This is a genomic window from Streptomyces sp. NPDC101152 (assembly GCF_044768275.1).
In the GTDB taxonomy this organism is placed as follows: domain Bacteria; phylum Actinomycetota; class Actinomycetes; order Streptomycetales; family Streptomycetaceae; genus Streptomyces.
Window position 1 is genome coordinate 114,862 of record NZ_JBIWPO010000008.1, and the last position, 17,980, is coordinate 132,841.

Annotated in this window: 15 protein-coding genes; 12 read left to right on the forward strand and 3 right to left on the reverse strand. The window is 71.7% G+C overall.

Translation table 11 applies throughout. The features are described from left to right. The first annotated feature begins 1,154 nt into the window (after positions 1-1,154). The 8 genes from ACIRVK_RS13280 to ACIRVK_RS13315 are packed head-to-tail and all read left to right on the forward strand — an operon-like array spanning position 1,155 to position 9,268. On the forward strand, positions 1,155-1,574 hold the full coding sequence (locus ACIRVK_RS13280) for a hypothetical protein (RefSeq protein ID WP_404246301.1): 420 nt from the start codon (positions 1,155-1,157) through the stop codon (positions 1,572-1,574). A gap of 34 nt (positions 1,575-1,608) precedes the next feature. Continuing rightward, a complete protein-coding gene (locus tag ACIRVK_RS13285; RefSeq protein WP_404246303.1) occupies positions 1,609-2,031 on the forward strand; it encodes a phage tail protein in 423 nt (140 codons plus the stop codon). A gap of 15 nt (positions 2,032-2,046) precedes the next feature. Beyond that, positions 2,047-2,772 carry a peptidase M23 gene (locus ACIRVK_RS13290; RefSeq protein WP_404246305.1) on the forward strand — a complete coding sequence of 242 codons (726 nt, stop codon included), beginning with the start codon at positions 2,047-2,049 and terminating at the stop codon, positions 2,770-2,772. Next, positions 2,772-4,679: a VgrG-related protein gene (locus ACIRVK_RS13295; RefSeq protein ID WP_404246308.1), complete on the forward strand. Its 1,908-nt coding sequence runs from the start codon at positions 2,772-2,774 to the stop codon at positions 4,677-4,679. Before ACIRVK_RS13290 ends, ACIRVK_RS13295 begins: the two co-directional genes overlap by 1 nt. A 46-nt stretch (positions 4,680-4,725) precedes the next feature. Further along, complete coding sequence (locus ACIRVK_RS13300; RefSeq protein ID WP_404246310.1) at positions 4,726-5,169, forward strand: GPW/gp25 family protein; 444 nt, start codon at positions 4,726-4,728, stop codon at positions 5,167-5,169. 12 nt (positions 5,170-5,181) lie between these two features. Further along, positions 5,182-7,143, forward strand: a complete 1,962-nt coding sequence (locus tag ACIRVK_RS13305; RefSeq protein WP_404246312.1) for a putative baseplate assembly protein — start codon at positions 5,182-5,184, stop codon at positions 7,141-7,143. Further along, positions 7,140-7,706, forward strand: a complete 567-nt coding sequence (locus ACIRVK_RS13310) for a phage tail protein (RefSeq protein ID WP_404246314.1) — start codon at positions 7,140-7,142, stop codon at positions 7,704-7,706. Before ACIRVK_RS13305 ends, ACIRVK_RS13310 begins: the two co-directional genes overlap by 4 nt. Further along, a complete protein-coding gene (locus ACIRVK_RS13315; protein WP_404246316.1) occupies positions 7,703-9,268 on the forward strand; it encodes an NADase-type glycan-binding domain-containing protein in 1,566 nt (521 codons plus the stop codon). The genes ACIRVK_RS13310 and ACIRVK_RS13315 overlap by 4 nt, the downstream gene beginning before the upstream one ends. Before the next feature lie 301 nt (positions 9,269-9,569). Here ACIRVK_RS13315 and ACIRVK_RS13320 read toward each other — a convergent pair whose 3' ends face one another. From ACIRVK_RS13320 to ACIRVK_RS13330, 3 genes are all read right to left on the reverse strand, one after another. Beyond that, on the reverse strand, positions 9,570-10,571 hold the full coding sequence (locus tag ACIRVK_RS13320; protein ID WP_404246318.1) for a cellulase family glycosylhydrolase: 1,002 nt from the start codon (positions 10,569-10,571) through the stop codon (positions 9,570-9,572). 173 nt (positions 10,572-10,744) lie between these two features. After that, complete coding sequence (locus ACIRVK_RS13325) at positions 10,745-11,935, reverse strand: extracellular solute-binding protein (protein ID WP_404246321.1); 1,191 nt, start codon at positions 11,933-11,935, stop codon at positions 10,745-10,747. A gap of 97 nt (positions 11,936-12,032) precedes the next feature. Beyond that, entirely contained in the window at positions 12,033-13,472 is a 1,440-nt protein-coding gene (locus ACIRVK_RS13330; protein ID WP_404246324.1) for a gamma-aminobutyraldehyde dehydrogenase, read from the reverse strand. A 163-nt stretch (positions 13,473-13,635) separates the two neighbouring features. Here ACIRVK_RS13330 and ACIRVK_RS13335 point away from each other — a divergent pair, with 163 nt between their 5' ends. The 4 genes from ACIRVK_RS13335 to ACIRVK_RS13350 all read left to right on the forward strand — a co-directional run bounded on the left by ACIRVK_RS13335 (position 13,636) and on the right by ACIRVK_RS13350 (position 17,859). After that, on the forward strand, positions 13,636-14,154 hold the full coding sequence (locus ACIRVK_RS13335) for an Lrp/AsnC family transcriptional regulator (RefSeq protein ID WP_404246325.1): 519 nt from the start codon (positions 13,636-13,638) through the stop codon (positions 14,152-14,154). A gap of 2 nt (positions 14,155-14,156) precedes the next feature. After that, positions 14,157-15,521, forward strand: a complete 1,365-nt coding sequence (locus ACIRVK_RS13340) for an aspartate aminotransferase family protein (protein WP_404246327.1) — start codon at positions 14,157-14,159, stop codon at positions 15,519-15,521. A 191-nt stretch (positions 15,522-15,712) separates the two neighbouring features. Then, the gene (locus ACIRVK_RS13345; RefSeq protein WP_404246329.1) at positions 15,713-16,534 is read left to right on the forward strand and encodes an ABC transporter ATP-binding protein; all 822 of its coding nucleotides are present in this window, start codon (positions 15,713-15,715) and stop codon (positions 16,532-16,534) included. After that, positions 16,516-17,859 (forward strand): hypothetical protein, encoded by a 1,344-nt coding sequence (locus tag ACIRVK_RS13350; protein ID WP_404246331.1) that lies wholly within the window; start codon positions 16,516-16,518, stop codon positions 17,857-17,859. The genes ACIRVK_RS13345 and ACIRVK_RS13350 overlap by 19 nt, the downstream gene beginning before the upstream one ends. Positions 17,860-17,980: the final 121 nt, after the last annotated feature.

The window sequence follows — 17,980 nt, forward strand, 5'->3', positions numbered from 1 at the left end:
CCCCTGACAGCGACACCAGCCCCGCATCGCAGCCGACCTCCGCTCCCACACCGGTACAGCGGCACGCCTCCGCCCCGACCAACGCCCCAACTGCCGCTTCCCCGACAGAGCCCACGACCAACTCCGCCTCGACCCCGGCGACTTCCGTCAGCGCACCGGCTCAGCGCACGGCAACCGGCCCGACGGCTGCCGCATCCCCTGACAGCGACACCAGCCCCGCATCGCAGCCGACCTCCGCTCCCACACCGGTACAGCGGCACGCCTCCGCCCCGACCAACGCCCCAACTGCCCCTTCCCCGACAGAGCCCACGACCAACTCCGCCTCGACCCCGGCGACTTCCGTCAGCGCACCCATTCAGCGCGCGCCCGAGCCCCCCACCCCGGGCCAGGCCGACTCCCCGCGTCCCGCACCCACGTCGCCCCTCCCGGCACCCCCCATCCAGCGAAGCACCACCCGCCCAGCGCCCCGCCCGGGCCTCGGAGCCCCGATCGCATCCCAGCCGGCCCCCTCGGCACATCCGCGCGCGGAAACGGTCACCCCCAACCGGGCTGTTCCCAGCCCAACTCCACCCGCCGCACCGGTCCAGAGCCGTCCGGCACCACCAAACCCCACCCCGCCCCGCCCCGGCTCACCCGCACGAACCACCACTCCCTCGCCCGAGCCGACGCACCACACCCCACTGCCCGCCATCCAACGCGCCATATCCGCCCCCTCCCCCTCCACCACCGCACAAAGCTCTCCGATCCCAACCCCGGCCGCCGCTTCCACTGCACGCCGCCCCGCCCTGGGCGCCCCCCTGCGCACGCCCCCGACCGACACCACTCCCCTCCTCGGCAGCCCCACCCCTGCCACCGCCCCCACATCGCCCCGGCCCGCGGCCTCTTCCTCACCCACCCCCCTCGAGCCCCAGCTCCCCGTGGACACCACCCCTTCCACCACAATCACGACCCCAACTCCCCACCCCCCCACACCAGTCCAACGCAGCTCCACCCCAACCACCTCCGCGCCCACCCTCCCCACCCCGCCCGTCCAGCGCACAGCGGCAGCCACCACCCCCCTCAAGGTCGCCCCCTTGCGTCAGCCCGCCCCCCGGACCACGGGCTCAGCCGCGCCCGCCCCCCTCCCCGTGGCCCCCCTCACTTCACCCCCGGCCGTGCCCCACACCCCCGCGCCCGTCGTCCAGCGCCTCGGCAAGAGAACCAAGGCCCCGGCCAAGCCTCCGGCGAAGTCCGTCACGGGCACGCTCGCCGCCTCGGCGGCAGCCGTGGTCGCCGCCACCGCGCCCAGCCCGGCCAACCGTTCCGCCTCTCGCCACGCCGGGCCTCCGCCCGCGTACACCGCGTCCGCGGCCGCCCCACCCCCGTACGAACCGCCCCCGCCGTACACCCCCGGGGCCACCCCACCGCCCGCCTACACGGAGACCCCCGCCGGCGCCTTCGACCCCCGTGAGCTCACCGACTTCCAGCTCGACGAGCTGGTGCACCGGATCATCGGCCGCATCACCCGCCTGATCCGCACCGAACTCCGTCTGGACCGCGAACGCATCGGCAGACTCCGCGATCCGCGCCACTGACCGCCCATCCCGAACGACAGAAAGGCCCGCCGCGATGTCCCGCCAGGACCCGGGCTCCACCATCTGGTTCACCCTCAGCATCGACGGCGAGAGCCTCGGCTACTTCAACGGATGCGAGGGGCTGTCGTCGCAGGTGGAGGTCGAGCAGCGCCAGGAGGGCGGCAACAACGGGTTCGTGTGGCAGTTGCCGACCCGGGTGACGTTCTCCAACATCCGGCTGACCCGGCCGCTGACGCCCGACACGGCGAAGGTCGCGAAGTGGATCTCCTCCGTGCAGACCGGCATCAAGCGCCCCACGGCGCAGATCGCGGCGCTCAGGGCGGACGGTTCGGAAGTCGCGCGGTGGGGGCTGATCGACGTGCTGCCGGTCAGCTGGACCGGCCCCTCCCTCGACCCGGCCAGCCCCGCCGTCGCGACCGAGGTGCTGGAGATCGCCCACCACGGGTTCACGGACTGAGGAGCGGTACCGACCATGGCCAAGGGCAGCAAGGGCGGCGCCGGCAAGAGCCTCGTGCGCGCCACGCTCGCGATCCACGAACCGCCGAAGGGCAAGAGCAGGACGCCCGGCGGGATCATCAAGACGTTCGGCTTCGACTTCAATCCGGCGCAGCTGTCGCTGACCCGCCGCGCGCAGTGGAAGGTGACCCCGGCACAGATCGAACGGGACGGCCCGCTCCCGGAGTTCATGGGGGCCGAGCCGCGCGAGATGAGCGTGGAGATCTTCCTCGACACCTCCGACGAGCCGACCAGCAACACCGTCCTGAAGAAGGTCGAGTCGCTGCTGGCCTGCTGCGAGGTGACGAGCAAGAGCATCGCCGCCAAGCAGCCGTCGCCGCCGTGGGTGGTCTTCCAGTGGGGATCGTTCTCGACGGCCCGGTTCACGGCGTACGTCAGCTCGGTCGAGGCCAGTTACACGCTGTTCTCGACGACCGGTGTGCCCATCCGGGCCACGTGCAGGCTGCAGTTGCACGAGATCCCCAGCAAGACCAAGGGGCAGAACCCGACCTCGGGCGCGCTCACCGCGCAGCGCGTGCACCGGACCGTGGCGGGCGACTCCCTGCAGTCGCTGGCCTGGCGGGAGTACGGCAACGCGGCCGCCTGGCGTTCCATCGCCGAGGCCAACGGCATCGACGATCCGGGGCAGTTGCCGACCGGCATCGAACTCGTGCTGCCGGCCGCCGAGGAGGTGCGTACCTGATGGTGCAGTCCGCCTTCTCCAATGTCGTCGACGTGAAGATCGGTGGCGCCAAGCTGCCGCCGGAGTTCGCGCCCGACCTGGTGGACAGTTACGTCGACCAGGGCGTCGGCGTCCCGGCCGCGTTCCGGCTCACCTTCCGTGACCCGTACCGGCTGCTGCTGGGCAAGCTGAACATCACCTTCGGCACCAAGGTGGTGTTCGCGCCCGTGGCGGACGGTGAGGGGGCCGGGGATCCGCTGCTGACCGGTGAGGTGACGGGGCTGGAGGCCGACTACGACGGCACCGGCTCGTACACCGTGATCCGCGGCTACGACCTCGGGCACCGGCTGCTGCGGCAGCGCCGGGTGGCCGCCTACCGCAACCAGAGCGCGTCCGACATCGCCCGCAAGCTGGCCGCCCAGGACGGGGTGCCGATCGGGCGGATCGAGTCGACGAAGACCGTGTACGAGTTCATCTCCCAGTCCAATGTGACGGACTGGGACTTCCTCGCGCGGCTCGCCGACGAGAACGAGATGGTGATGTCCGTCGACGCGGACGGCAGGTTCCAGTTCGTGAAGCCCAAGTCGGCTTCCGGGGCGCCCTCTCCGAGCACCGACGGGGACAAGAGTCCGTTCGTGCTGCAGGCCGGGCACGACATCCTGCGGCTGCGGGCCGCGGTCACCGCCGCCGACCAGGTGGGCAAGGTCGAGTCGCGCGGGTGGGACGTGACGACGAAGAAGAAGCTCACCGCCACCTCGCCCGCTACCGCCAACCCCGGTATCACCATCGGGACTTCGCCGGGCGCGGCGGCCGGCAAGTTCACCTCGGCCAAGCTCGTGGAGACGGGCACGCCCTACGACAAGCAGACCGAGGTGAAGTTCGCGGCCGACGCCCTCGCCGACGACGTCACCGGCTCGTTCGCCGAGCTGGAGGTCGTCGCGCGCGGAAATCCCAAGCTGCGGCCGGGAGTTCCGGTGGCGCTCGCGGACGTCGGGGTGCCCTTCGAGGGCAAGTACACGGTGACGTCGGTCCGGCACGTCTTCGGCGACGGCAAGCACTACGAGGCGTGGGTGACGGTCAGCGGCCGGCAGTGGCGGTCGCTGTACGGGCTGGCCTCGGGCGGGGCGGACACCGCGCCCAAGCTGCCGAGTGTGGCGAACGCCCTGGTCACCGATGTCAACGACCCGCTGAAGCAGGGGCGGGTGAAGCTCCAGTTCCCGTGGCTGGACGACACCTACGTCAGTGACTGGACGCGGACCGTGCAGATGGGCGGTCTCGACGGGGGCGGGATCTTCCCGCTGGACGTGAACGACGAGGTGCTGGTCGCCTTCGACCGGGGCGCGCTGGACCATCCGTTCGTGATCGGCGGGCTCTACAACGGCCGGGACAAGCCGACCGTGGTGAGCGATGTGCCGCTGCACGACACCGTGCGGAAGAAGGCGAGCCGGCACACCGTCTCCGACCGGGACGGCAACCGGATGGACCTGCTCAGCCAGAAGACCGGGCTGCGCAAGCAGGGTGTGCGGCTGATCTCCGGGGACAAGCAGCTGACGGTGTTCCTGGACCGGACGAAGACCGAGATCGTCGTGGACAGCAAGGGTTCCGTCACCATCAAGGGCAGCCGGTCGGTGTCCGTGGAGGCCGGCACCGACCTCACACTCAGTGCACGGCGCGCGCTGACCATCAAGAGCGGCGGCCCGCTGAGCATCGAGGGCGGCGGCATGGTCAACGTACGGGCCGCGGGCGAGATCGGGGTGAACGCGGTGGGCGCCCTGAACCTGAGCGCGGCCGGTGTCGCGAACCTCACCGGCGGGGGCACCGTGCAGATCACGTCGGCCGTCAACACGACCATCAAGGCGCCGACCACGCTCGTCGGTTCACCCGTGTTCGGCGTCACGACCATCCCGGTGCCGATGGTGATCCCGTGAGCCGGGTCCTTCGACTCCCCCTCCCTGAAAGGCAGGTGCGTTCCTGATGGCCGAGCAGTTCGTCGGCTCCGGCTGGTCGTTCCCGTTGCGCATCGGGCCGACCGGCGGGATCGCGCTGGTCAGCGGGGAGCGGGAGATCGAGGAGGCGATCCGGCTGGTCCTGTCGACCGCGCCGGGCGAGCGGCCGATGCGCCCGGACTTCGGCTGCGCGATCCACGACCTGGTGTTCGCGCCGGTCAACGAGCAGACCGCGGGCCGGATCCAGCACGAGGTGCACGTCAGCCTGGACCGCTGGGAGCCGCGCATCGAGGTCGAGGACGTCGAGGTCACGGCCGGCGGCGACCAGAGCGTGCTGTTCATCGACGTCCGCTACTCGATCCGCGGCACCAACAACCCGCGCAGCCTGGTCTTCCCGTTCTACGTCATTCCGTCCCACGACGAGCCCGACAGTCCCGGCGCGGCCGGCACCGCTGGTCCGTCCGGCTCCTGAAAGCGATCGCTGATGGCCCTGCCCTCCCCCAATCTCGACGACCGCCGCTTCCAGCAGTTCGTCGACGACGCCAAGCGCTACATCCAGCAGCGCGCCCCGGAGTGGACCGACCACAACGTCTCCGACCCCGGCGTCACCCTCGTCGAGACGGTGGCGCACATGGCGGACCAGATCGTCTACCGGCTCAACCGGGTGCCGGAGAAGAACCATCTGGCCTTCCTGGACCTGGTCGGGATCACCCTGTTCCCGCCGTCGGCGGCCCGCACGGACGTGACGTTCTGGCTGTCGGCACCCCAGGAGGAGGCGATCCCGGTGCCGGTGGGCACCGAGGTGGCGACCATGCGCACCGAGAGCGAGGAGGCGGTGGTCTTCGCCACGGAACGCGAACTGATCGTCGTACCCTGCGCGTTGCGGCATCTGCTGGTGCAGCACCAGGGCGAGCCGGCGGCGGACCGGACGCACGACCTGGCCGAGGACGACAAGGACCTGCTGTGCTTCTCGGAGTCGCCGGACCCCGGTGACTGCATGCTGCTCGGGCTGAGCGCGGCCGTGCCGCACTGCGCGGTCGTGCTGGACCTGGACAGCCGGGTGGACGGCGTCGGCGTGGACCCGCGGCAGCCGCCGCTGGTGTGGGAGGCGTGGACCGCGGACGGCTGGCAGCCCTGCGAGGTCGACCGGGACGGCACGGGCGGCCTCAACCGCCCGGGTGAGGTGGTCCTGCACGTCCCCGGCGGGCACGTCCTGTCCCGCAACGCCGGTCAGGAGGGCGGCTGGATCCGCTGCCGGGTCACCGAACCGCTGCCCGGCCAGCCCTTCTACACGACCTCGCCGACCATCCGTGCCGCCGAGGCCTTCACCATCGGCGGCACCACGGCCGCCGTGCACGCGGAGACGGTGTACGACGAGGCGCTCGGCGAGTCGACGGGCCTGCCCGGGCAGCGGCTGCGCCTCGCGAACGCGCCCGTGGTCGGCGACGACCCGCCGGTGCTGCTGCAGACGGCCGAGCACGAGGGCTGGGTGGACTGGCGGGTCGTCCCCACCTTCGCGGGCTCGGGACCGTACGACCGGCACATCACCCTCGACGCGACGACCGGCGAGATCGCCTTCGGCCCTGCGGTGCGCGAACCGGACGGCTCCCTGCGCCAGTACGGCACGGTCGCGCCCAAGGGGTCGCCGATCCGCGCCCGCCGCTACCGCACCGGCGGCGGCCGGGCCGGGAACGTGGCGCGGGGCGCGGTGCAGATCCTGCGCACCTCCATCCCGTACGTCTCCGAGGTCGTCAACCGCGAGGCCGCGCGGGGCGGGGTGGACGGCGAGACGGTCGAGGAGGCGAAGGTCCGGGCGCCGATCACGCTGCGCGCCCAGGAGCGGGCGGTGACGCTCAGGGACTACGAGGAGCTGGCCCGCCGCGCCGCTCCGGAGACCGCCCGAATCACCTGCCTGGAGGGCGAGGAGGGTGAGCACGGCGCCTACGCCGTACGGGTGTTGGTGGTGCCGCAGGCGGTCCCCGACCCCGGCGGCCGGCTGCGCTTCGAGCAACTGGTGCCCGGTGACGCCCTGTTGGACCGCATCACGCGCCACCTGGACGAACGACGGTTGATCGGGACCAGGTTGGCGGTCGGGCCGCCGTACTACCAGGGCGTGACCGTCGTCGCCACCGTGCACGCCTTCCGGGGCGTCGACACGGACAAGGTGCGCCGCGAGGCCCACGACGCGCTGTACCGCCACCTGGACCCGCTGACCGGCGGCGCGAACGGCACGGGCTGGCCGTTCGGCCGTCCCGTCCAGTCGGGGGAGGTGTTCGCGGTGCTGCAGCGCGTACCCGGCGTGGAACTGGTCGACGAGGTGGTCCTGCATCCGGCGGACCCGCTCACGGGCAAGCGGGGCGAGGCGACGGACCGGATCGACCTCTCCGCCCCGTCGCTGGTGTTCTCGTTCGACCACCGGGTGAGGGTGATCGGGGACGGCGCATGAGGGGGTCCATCGACGGCCTCGACTCCTCGGCGCCCATCGGCATGATGCTGCCGGCCGTCTTCGCGGAGGACGACCTGGCCCAGCGGTTCGTCGCGGGGCTCGACGAGGTGGTCGCGCCGATCCACAGCGTCCTGGACTGCCTGGACACCTACTTCCGGCCGTCGCTGGCGCCGCTCGACTTCGTCCAGTGGCTGGGCGGTTGGGTGGGCGCCGAGACGGACGGCGGTGAACCGGAGCCGCTGCTGCGGGCGGCCGTGGCCGCGGCGGCGTACCTGCACCGCATCCGCGGTACGCGCCGCGGGCTCTCGGAGGCCGTCCGGCTGGCGTTCGGGGTGGAACCGGAGATCACGGAGAGCGGCGGGGCGTCCTGGAGCGCCCGCCCCCTCGGCCCGTTCCCCGGCACGCCCCGCCCCCGCCTCCACGTCCATCTGCGTCTGCCCGCGCCCACCCCGGCGGACCAGCACCGCCTGGACACCCTCGTGGCGGCCGCCCGCCCCGCCCACATGCCCTACACGGTCCAGGTGACCGCCACCGCTCCCGCCGAAAGGACCCCGTCCCCATGACGACCACCCAGAACTGCGCCGAATGCGGCACCCGCGCGGAACCGGGCCAGTCATTCTGCGACGCCTGCGGAGCGGTGCTCAGCTGGACGGACCGGGAGGGGAAGGCCGGCCGGGCGGCGGGCGCTCCTTCCGGCGCTACGGCGGGTCCGCGCGAGGGACGCGACACGGTGACCGACTCTCCGGGAGCCGGCGGCGATCCCCGTGCGGCGAGCGGCGGGCCCGGTCGGGTGAGCACCGCCACGGCCGGATCCGAAGAGGGTGCGGGGGCCTCCCCGGCAGCCCCGGACAGCGGTGCGCCGGTCACGCCCTCGGGCCCGCCCGCCTCCGCCGACCCCGGCTGGGACGCCTTCTCGCGGCCCGACGGCGGCACCGGGCTGGCCCGTACCCCGAGGGACCTGCTGGTCGCGGGCACGGCCAGCGCGGTCCCGGACACCGAGACGCGGACCGCCCCCGACCCCGGTGACGACCACCCCGCCCCCGAGGCCCCTTCCCCTGCGTCCGCCCCCCGGCCCGCACCGGAGTCCGCCGAGGCCCCCGCCCCGCCGAACTCCACCCCGCCCACCGACGACACGGCCTCCACGGAACCCGTCCCCGCCGCGGCCGCCACGACGCCGATCCCCGAGGTCTCCTCGGCACCGGACACCCCCGTAGCCGACGACGGCATGACCGACCGCGCGCGCCGGCTTCTCGTCCCGGTGGACGACCCGGAGCCCCGCCCCGCCGCGGCCCCCTCCGTCGCCCCGGTCCTGCCCGGACGTCCCGCCCCCCAGCGGCCGCAGGTGGTGCGGGCGCCCGGCGAGGACCTCGGCGCCGACGGCGGCACCCCCTGTCCCTGGTGCGGCACCCGCAACCGCCCCGACCGGCACTTCTGCACCCGCTGCGCGATGCCCATGGCCGGCGAGGCCCAGGCACCGGGCCGTCTGCCCTGGTGGCGGCGGCTGTTCGGGGCCGGCAACCGGGAGACCCCGTGGGCCGGCGACCGCCCCCGGCTGCGCCGCGCCTTCGACCGCGTGCTGACCTGGGTGGGCGCGGCGGTCGTGCTGACCCTGCTGATCGTGGGGGCCGTGAACCTCCCCCAGGGCATCCAGGCGACCCGCGACCACTTCTCCAAGCGCGCCCCCGTCGACCCGGACGGCTACAGCGCCTCCCGCTCCTACCCGGGCCACAAGCCCGCCCTGGCCTTCGACAAGCTCAGCAACACGTGGTGGGGTCCGGGGGTGTCGGAGTCGGGCCAGGGCCAGTGGATCGAGGCCAGGTTCGACCAGCCGACCCGGCTCCTGGACCTGATCATCACGCCGGGCGTCTCGACCCGCGCCGAGCAGCTCCAGCAGTCGGCCCGCCCGCACCGGATCGAGGCCACCGTCACCCTGGCCGACGGCAAGAAGATCACCCGCCAACTCAACCTCGACCAAGGGCCCGGCGGCCAGCGCGAGCCGTTCCGCGTCGGCAAGGTCACCGCGGTCCGCTTCACCATCGAGTCGGCCTACGGCGCCGACGCCACCAAGCAGGTGGCCATCGCGGAGATCGAGTTCTTCGGCCCGTCCAACGCCAACTCCTCCTGAACTCAGGGCGTCCGCACGCGCCCCGGCGGTCGGCGTCTGTCGCTGACCACCGGGGCGCCGTCGTGTGCGGGGCCGTACCCGGGAAGCGGCCGTGGCAGACCCCGAGCGGGCCCCTCTTCCCCGGCCATCACGAGGTCTCGCCAGCCCGTGCCGGGCTGCGTCCAGCAGGCCGAATCCGCGGGAGTCGACGCCGAGGCCGCCCGCACCGAGGCGGGCCGGGGCGGACTCGTCGACGAACTGTACGGGGGCACCCGTGAGCGGGTCGAGCACCGCGTGGCCGGACGAGAAGTCCCTCAGGGCGTCAGTAGCCCCAGCCCCAGCGGACCTGGCCGACGCCGGAGGTGTTGGTGTTCGACAGGCCGCTGCCGTTGTGGGCTTGCAGCGAGTAGGAGTCACCTGTGCGCAGGGCCGGCCAGTAGACGCTGCCCATTCCCTCCGAGCGGGCGGTGTCGGTCACCGCGGCGAGGTACGACTGGAACTGGCCGTTGTCGTGGTCGGTCAGGTAGTTGGTGCCGGTGGTCATCGGGGCGCCGAACTCGTCGACGAGTGTGCGGCCGGTGTAGCCGCCGATACGGTTCTTGAGGTCCGACACCCAGGAGGATTCCCTGGTGTAGCTGTTCCAGTAGCCGTAGTAGTGCAGGGACAGCAGGGTGCCGCTGAGGGCGGAGGAGGCGCCGACGCCCGTCACGTTGTCGTTGTAGCCCGTGCCGCTGATGACGACGCGGCTTCGGGGGACGTTGGAGAACTGGGAGAGCCAGGAGGAGCAGACCGAGACCCACTGGCTCAGTGAGTAACCGTAGGGCTCGTTCAGCGGCTCGAAGTACACGTTGCCGTTGCCGCCGTAGGCGCCGACGACGGTGGACCACATGGACTTCCACGCCGTCATGTCGGTGACCGTGCCCACGCTGGTCTTCTCTGTCCACGCGCTGATGATCACCTTCATGCCGTCCGCGAGCGCGGCGTCGATCGCCCCGCGGTAGGCGCCCCACCAGGACTGGCTGACGCTGGGCGGATTGATCGGCAGGCGCACGGTGTTGGCACCGAGGTTGGACTGGAACACCTTGATGTAGGTGTCGGCGACCGAGTAGACCTGCGCGTAGCTGTCCGAGGCGGCCAGGCCGTCCGGGATCACCCACCCGGTGTTGTAGTTGTCGCGGGTGTCCGCCCAGTTGACGCCCTTGAACTGGCTGGTGGCGGCCGCGGCCGGCTGCGCGGGGGCGACGACCACCTGGGTGGCGCAGATGACGGCGGCCATGGTGAGGAGACGGCCGAGCGTCTTCAGGGTAAGGGGGCGAGTGGACATGGCGGCTCCGCGGGACGAGCCCCAACGCGGGGGGAACTGTGGGGGAATGTTGTTGAAGGATGTTCGGCCCTGTCGGAAGAGTCAGCCCTCCCTCCGCTTCCGTCAAGCCCTCGGACGGAACCCGTCGACGACGGGACGAGCGGCAACTACCGCAAGCTCGCCTGTAGTTGCCGTCACAACCCCACGATCCCGTTCCACCGCTTCGCGAACTCCACCCGCTCCGCGGACGTGATGTCCCGCGCGATCGCCAGCCGTTGGCGCATGCCGGCGTCGGGGAAGATCAGCGGGTTCTCGGCGAGTGCGGCGGTGTCCTTGTCCTTGGCGGCGGCGAGGACCTCGCGGGCCGCCGGGACGGGACAGACGTAGTTGACCCAGGTGGCGAGTTGGGCGGCGACCTCGGGCTCGTAGTAGTGGTCGACGAGCCGTTCCGCGTTGCGCTTGTGCCGGGCCCGGTCGGGGATCATCAGGGAGTCCGACCACAGCTCGGCGCCCTCCTCGGGGACGACGAAGCGGATGTGGGGGTTGTCGGCCTGGAGCTGGATGACGTCGCCGGAGTAGGCCTGACAGGCCAGGACGTCACCGCTGACCAGGTCCTTGGTGTAGTCGTTGCCGGTGAAGCGGCGGATCCGGCCGTCGGCCACGTACCTCTCCACCTGGTCGCACACCGTGTCGAAGTCGGCGGCGGTCCACCGGGTGATGTCGACGCCGTTGCCCTGCATCAGCAGCGCGAACGCCTCGTCCAGCCCGGAGAGAAGGGTCACCCGACCCTTGAGGTCCTTCGCCCACAGGTCGGAGACGTGCCGTATCTCGCGGCCGAGCCTCCTGCGGTCGTACGCGATGCCGGTGATGCCCGACTGCCACGGCACCGTGTAGGTGCGGCCGGGGTCGAAGGCGGGCGAACGCAGCTGCGGGTCAAGGTACTTGGCCACGTTCGGCTGCCCGCTCCGGTCCATCTCCTGGACCCAGCCCAGCCGTACGAACCGCGCGCACATCCAGTCCGACATCACGATCAGGTCCCGGCCGGTCTGCTGGTGGTTCATCAGGGCGGGGCTGATCTTGCCGAAGAACTCGTCGTTGTCGTTGATCTCCTCGGTGTACTCGACGGAGATCCCCGTGCGCTTCTCGAAGGCGTCGAGCGTCGGCCGCCGGTTGGGGTCGTGGTCGTCGACGTCGATGTAGAGGGGCCAGTTCGCCCAGGTCAGCCGCTTGTCCTCGGCCGAGGTGTCGGTGACGGCTCGCTCGCCGGGCCGTACGTACGCGGCGGGCACCCCACAGCCGGCCAGGCCGCCGAGCACCGCTGCTGCGCCCAACGCGCGCAGCAGGGACCGGCGGGAGGGCGAGGGGTTCCGCTGTGTGATCGGCATGGCCGCAGCATGCCGCCCCGCCCGCGCACCGGCAATCGGCGCCGCGTGAAGCGGAGGCGGCGGGGCCGGACACTTTGTCGATGCCGGCCCCTGCTTCCTAGGCCTCCAGCGAGGTCATCACGTGCTTGATCCGGGTGTAGTCCTCGAAGCCGTACCCCGACAGGTCCTTGCCGTAGCCCGACTTCTTGAAGCCGCCGTGGGGCATCTCGGCGACCAGCGGGATGTGGGTGTTGATCCACACGCAGCCGAAGTCGAGCTTCTTGGACATCCGCATGGCGCGGGCGTGGTCCTTGGTCCACACCGAGGAGGCGAGGGCGTACTCGACGCCGTTGGCCCACTCGACGGCCTGGTCCTCGTCCCGGAAGGACTGGACGGTGATGACGGGTCCGAAGACCTCCTTCTGGATGATCTCGTCGTCCTGCCGGAGCCCGGAGACGACGGTGGGGGCGTAGAAGTAGCCCTTCTCACCGACCTGGTGGCCACCGGCCTCGACCTTGGCGTGGGCGGGCAGCCGCTCGATGAACCCGGTGACCTGCTTGAGCTGGTTGGGGTTGTTCAGCGGTCCGAACAGCACGTCCTCGTCGTCCGGCTGACCGGTCTTGGTCTCGGCCGCCGCCTTCGCCAGCGCGGCCACGAACTCGTCGTGGATGGAGTCCTGGACGAGTACGCGGGTGGCCGCCGTACAGTCCTGCCCGGCGTTGAAGAACCCGGCCACGGAGATGCCCTCCACGGCCTTGGCGATGTCCGTGTCCTCGAAGACGACGACCGGCGCCTTGCCGCCCAGTTCCAGGTGCACCCGCTTGAGGTCCTTGGACGCGGACTCGGCGACCTGCATGCCGGCCCGTACGGACCCGGTGATGGACGCCATCGCCGGGGTCTCGTGCTCGACCATGAGGCGGCCCGTCTCCCGGTCGCCGGTGATGACGTTGAAGACGCCCTTCGGCAGGATCTCGCCGATGATCTCCGCGATCAACACGGTCGACGCCGGGGTCGTGTCGGACGGCTTGAGCACCACCGTGTTGCCGGCCGCGATCGCCGGCGCGAACTTCCACACGGCCATCATCATCGGGTAGTTCCACGGCGCGACCTGCGCGCAGACGCCGACCGGCTCGCGGCGCACGATGGACGTCAGTCCGTCCATGTACTCGCCGGCCGAGCGGCCCTCGAGCATCCGCGCCGCGCCCGCGAAGAAGCGGATCTGGTCGACCATCGGCGGGATCTCCTCGGACCGCGTGAGCCCGATCGGCTTGCCGGTGTTCTCCACCTCGGCCGCGATCAGGTCCTCGGCGCGCTCCTCGAAGGCGTCGGCGATCTTCAGGAGGTGCTTCTGCCGCTCGGCGGGGGTCGTGTCGCGCCAGGCCGGGAAGGCCGCGGCGGCGGCCGCCATCGCGGCGTCGACGTCCGCCTGACCGGACAGCGGCGCGGTCGCGTACGCCTCGCCCGTGACGGGGTTGACCACCTCGGTGGTCCGTCCGTCGGCGGCGTCCCGGAACTCACCGTTGATGTAGTTGCGCAGACGACGCAGCTCGGTGCTCACTGCCGGCCCTCCAAGTTCGGTGTCCATTGGCTGAGACACCAGCCTAATCGGCGAGCCCACGTTTTCAACACCCCCACTCGCATTGATCCTGCGAATTCCGCAGATCTCAGTCACGTAAACAACGAATTTCATCGGTCATGGCTTGCGGAACTGTCGAGAGGTCGTGCACAGTGAGGCCGTGGCCAGTCGAAGCGCAGAGCACAGGGACTCCACCCGCGAGTCCAGGAACGGCACCCCTCATCTGGACGCCGTCTCCCTCGCCATCATCGAGCAGCTCCAGGAGGACGGCAGGCGCCCGTACGCCGCGATCGGCAAGGCCGTGGGCCTGTCCGAGGCGGCCGTGCGCCAGCGCGTGCAGAAGCTGCTCGACCAGGGCGTGATGCAGATCGTCGCCGTCACGGACCCGCTCACCGTGGGCTTCCGCCGGCAGGCGATGGTCGGGATCAACGTCGAGGGCGATGTCGAGAAGATCGCGGACGCGCTGACTGACATGTCGGAAGTCGAGTACGTGGTGATGACCGCGGGCTCGTTCGACATCCTCGCCGAGATCGTCTGCGAGGACGACGACCACCTGCTGGACGTCATCAACAAACGCATCCGGTCACTGCCCGGCGTGCGCTCCACCGAGAGCTTCGTCTACCTCAAGCTCAAGAAGCAGACCTACATGTGGGGAACCCGATAACCGTGAGCCAGAAGGACCTCAGCAAGACCGCGTACGACCACCTGTGGATGCACTTCACCCGCATGTCCTCGTACGAGAACTCCCCCGTCCCGACGATCGTCCGGGGCGAGGGCACCTACATCTACGACGACAAGGGCAAGCGCTACCTCGACGGTCTCGCCGGTCTGTTCGTGGTCCAGGCCGGTCACGGCCGCACGGAACTCGCCGAGACCGCCTTCAAGCAGGCCCAGGAGCTGGCGTTCTTCCCGGTCTGGTCCTACGCCCACCCGAAGGCCGTGGAACTGGCCGAGCGGCTGGCCGACCACGCGCCGGGCGACCTGAACAAGGTCTTCTTCACCACCGGCGGCGGCGAGGCGGTGGAGACCGCCTGGAAGCTCGCCAAGCAGTACTTCAAGCTGGTCGGCAAGCCCACCAAGTACAAGGTCATATCCCGCGCGGTCGCCTACCACGGCACCCCGCAGGGCGCCCTGTCCATCACCGGCCTGCCGGGGCTGAAGGCCCCCTTCGAGCCGCTGGTGCCGGGCGCGCACAAGGTCCCGAACACCAACATCTACCGCGCCCCGATCCACGGCGACGACCCCGAGGCCTTCGGCCGCTGGGCCGCCGACCAGATCGAGCAGCAGATCCTCTTCGAGGGCCCGGAGACGGTCGCCGCGGTCTTCCTGGAGCCCGTGCAGAACGCCGGCGGCTGCTTCCCGCCCCCGCCCGGCTACTTCCAGCGGGTGCGCGAGATCTGCGACCAGTACGACGTGCTGCTCGTGTCGGACGAGGTCATCTGCGCCTTCGGCCGCCTGGGCACGATGTTCGCCTGCGACAAGTTCGGCTACGTCCCGGACATGATCACCTGCGCCAAGGGCATGACCTCGGGCTACTCCCCGATCGGCGCGTGCATCGTCTCCGACCGGCTGGCCGAGCCGTTCTACAAGGGCGACAACACCTTCCTGCACGGCTACACCTTCGGCGGCCACCCGGTCTCGGCCGCGGTCGGCCTCGCCAACCTCGACCTGTTCGAGCGCGAGGGCCTCAACCAGCACGTGCTCGACAACGAGGGCGCCTTCCTGTCCACCCTGCAGAAGCTGCACGACCTGCCGATCGTCGGCGACGTCCGCGGCAACGGCTTCTTCTACGGCATCGAGCTGGTCAAGGACAAGGCCACCAAGGAGTCCTTCAACGACGAGGAGACCGAGCGCGTCCTGTACGGCTTCCTGTCGAAGGCCCTGTTCGACAACGGCCTGTACTGCCGTGCCGACGACCGCGGTGACCCGGTCGTCCAGCTCGCCCCGCCGCTGATCTCCAACCAGGACACCTTCGACGAGATCGAGCAGATCCTGCGCGCGACCCTGACGGAGGCGTGGACGAAGCTCTGATGAGCTGACTCTGTGATCAACAACGGCCCCGGTGCCGCCCGTTCGAGTGAGAAACGGGCGCCCGGGGCCGTGTGCTCTCCGGCCTCCGGGCGATGCCTGCCTAGCGTGCGAGTGACCGACCGGCCCTGCCTTCGTTCCCCCGCACGGGGGAACGGCACGGCAAAAACGGATCTGACTCGAGGTGTACGCCCATGGTGGCCCCGCCGGACAACGACGTGCTCTGGGCACGCACCCTGCACTTCCAGCACAGCGACGGCTCGCCCGCTCTGCTCGGCGTCTCCATCGGCGTCCAGGAGGGCGAGATCCTCGCCGTCAGCGGGCCGCGCGGCAGCGGCAAGACGACATTGCTGCGCTGCCTCGCCGGGCTGGTGCCGGCCCAGCGCGGCGAGATCTGGTTCAACAGCGTGCCGGTCCACACGATGGGCCCGCTCACCCGGGAACGCCTGCGCCGCGACCGCTTCGGCTGGATCGACCCCGCCCCGGTCCTCGTACCGGAACTCAACACCTGGGAGAACGCCGCTCTCCCCCTGATGCTGCGCGGCACGAGCCGTCGGCGCGCCAGGACGGCCGCCCTGGAATGGCTGGAACGCCTCGACGTCGGCGACCGGGCCCGCGACCGCCCGCACCGACTCACCCAGGCGGAACGCCAGCGCGTCTCGATCGCCCGCGCCCTGGCTCTCGCGCCGACGATCCTGTTCGCCGACGAGCCGACGGCCCCCCTCCACCGGGCGGACCGGACGCACGTGCTGCGGACGCTGACGACCGCGGCCCGTTCCCACGGCATCACCGTGGTCCTCGCGACTCACGACCCGGAAACGGCGTCCCTCGCCGACCGCACGGTGTCCCTGCTGGACGGCCGCCAGGTGAAGACGGTCCATCTGCCCCCGATGGCCGACGCGGACGCGCGGGGCTCGGACGGCCCCGGGACCCGGCGGGAGAGCCGAAGAACCCAGCCGGCGGCCCGAGGGGCCGAGCCGGAGGGCCAGGGGGCCGCGTGCTCGCTCTCCGTCTGACGCGCACCGCCCGCCCGGCCGTCCACCTGCGCCGCCTGCTGGTGACCCTGGCCGCGGCGGGTACGGGCTTCCTCCTGCTGAGCAGCCTCGGCTACGCCCTGAGCCACCCCGACGCCCCCTCCTCCGCCGCCCTGCGCCTGGCCTGGTGCCTGACGCCCCTCGCGGCCACGGTCCACCTCGCGGTGGCGGTCTCCCGTACGGACCCGGCGACCAAGCCCCGCCCGGGTCTCTCGGCCATCGGTCTGGGCCCGGCCCGCCTGATGGTCATCGCCGCGACGACGACGGCCCTGTCCACCACCCTGGGCTCCCTGCTGGCCCTGCTCCTCTTCCTCCACCTCCGGGGCGACCTGACCGGCATGCCCTTCGACGGAGGCGCGGCGTCCTTCCTCGCCTCCGGCATGCCGCTCCCCGTCCCGGCGTCCCTGACCCTCCTGGCCCTGGTCCCCGCCATCGCGTCGACGGCCGTGGCCCTCGTCCTGCGCCCGCGAGACACCCGCCCCGCCACCACGCGGGGCCCGGCACACGCGTACGGCCACTCGGGCGCGCGGGAGACCTTCGGGGCGTACGGCAGGTTCGGCGCCCGGAGGCGGCGCCCCGCCGCCGAGGCCGTTCCCGAGGGACAGGACCAGGACACCCCGCCGGCACCGGTGAGTGAACCGGCCCCCGCGGCGGACACGGCCACACCGGACCCGGACCCCACCCGGCCCCCGACCCCGCGCACCGCCCCCTCCGGACTCCCCTGGGGCATCGCCACCGTCGCCGCGGGTCTGGCCGTGGAGGCCTACACGAGCCGCACCGCACAAGCCTCCACCGTCAAACTCCCCGGCGGCCTGATCACCGGTACCCCCACCATCCTCATCGGCGTCGCCCTGACCGCCCTCGGTCTGGCCCTCGCCGCCCCCGCCCTCACCCACCTCGCCGGCCGCCTCCTCCAGTCCGCCCGCCCCGGCGCCCTCCGTCTCCTCGCGGGCCGCGTCCTCATGGAGGAGGCCGGCCGCATCGGCCGCCCCCTGGGCGTCGTCTGCGCCGTCGCCTCCACCGCGTACGCCATGACCGCGCTCTACGACCCCGCGGAACCCGACGTCGGCCCCCTCACCACCCTCGGCATGCTCCTGGTGACCGGCTGCACCGTCGCCACGCTCCTCACCGCCACCGTGGAGGCGAGGCAGTCCCGGGCCGACACCACCGCCGCCCTGCTCCGCCTCGGCGCCCCCGCCACGATGCTGCGCGGCGCCGCCGGCCTCCGCGCCGCCGCGCTGCTGGCCCTCTTCGGCCCCCTGACCCTCGTCGTCGCCGAACTGGCGGCCCTCCCCCTGACCCACTGAACCCGGCGCGAAGAACCCGCACGAAACCTCGCGCGAAGAAAAACCGCTGCCGCCGATGACTTCCGCACGCGGCGCCCGTCTACCCCACCGAACAGCACACACCGCCCGATGGGAGAGACCC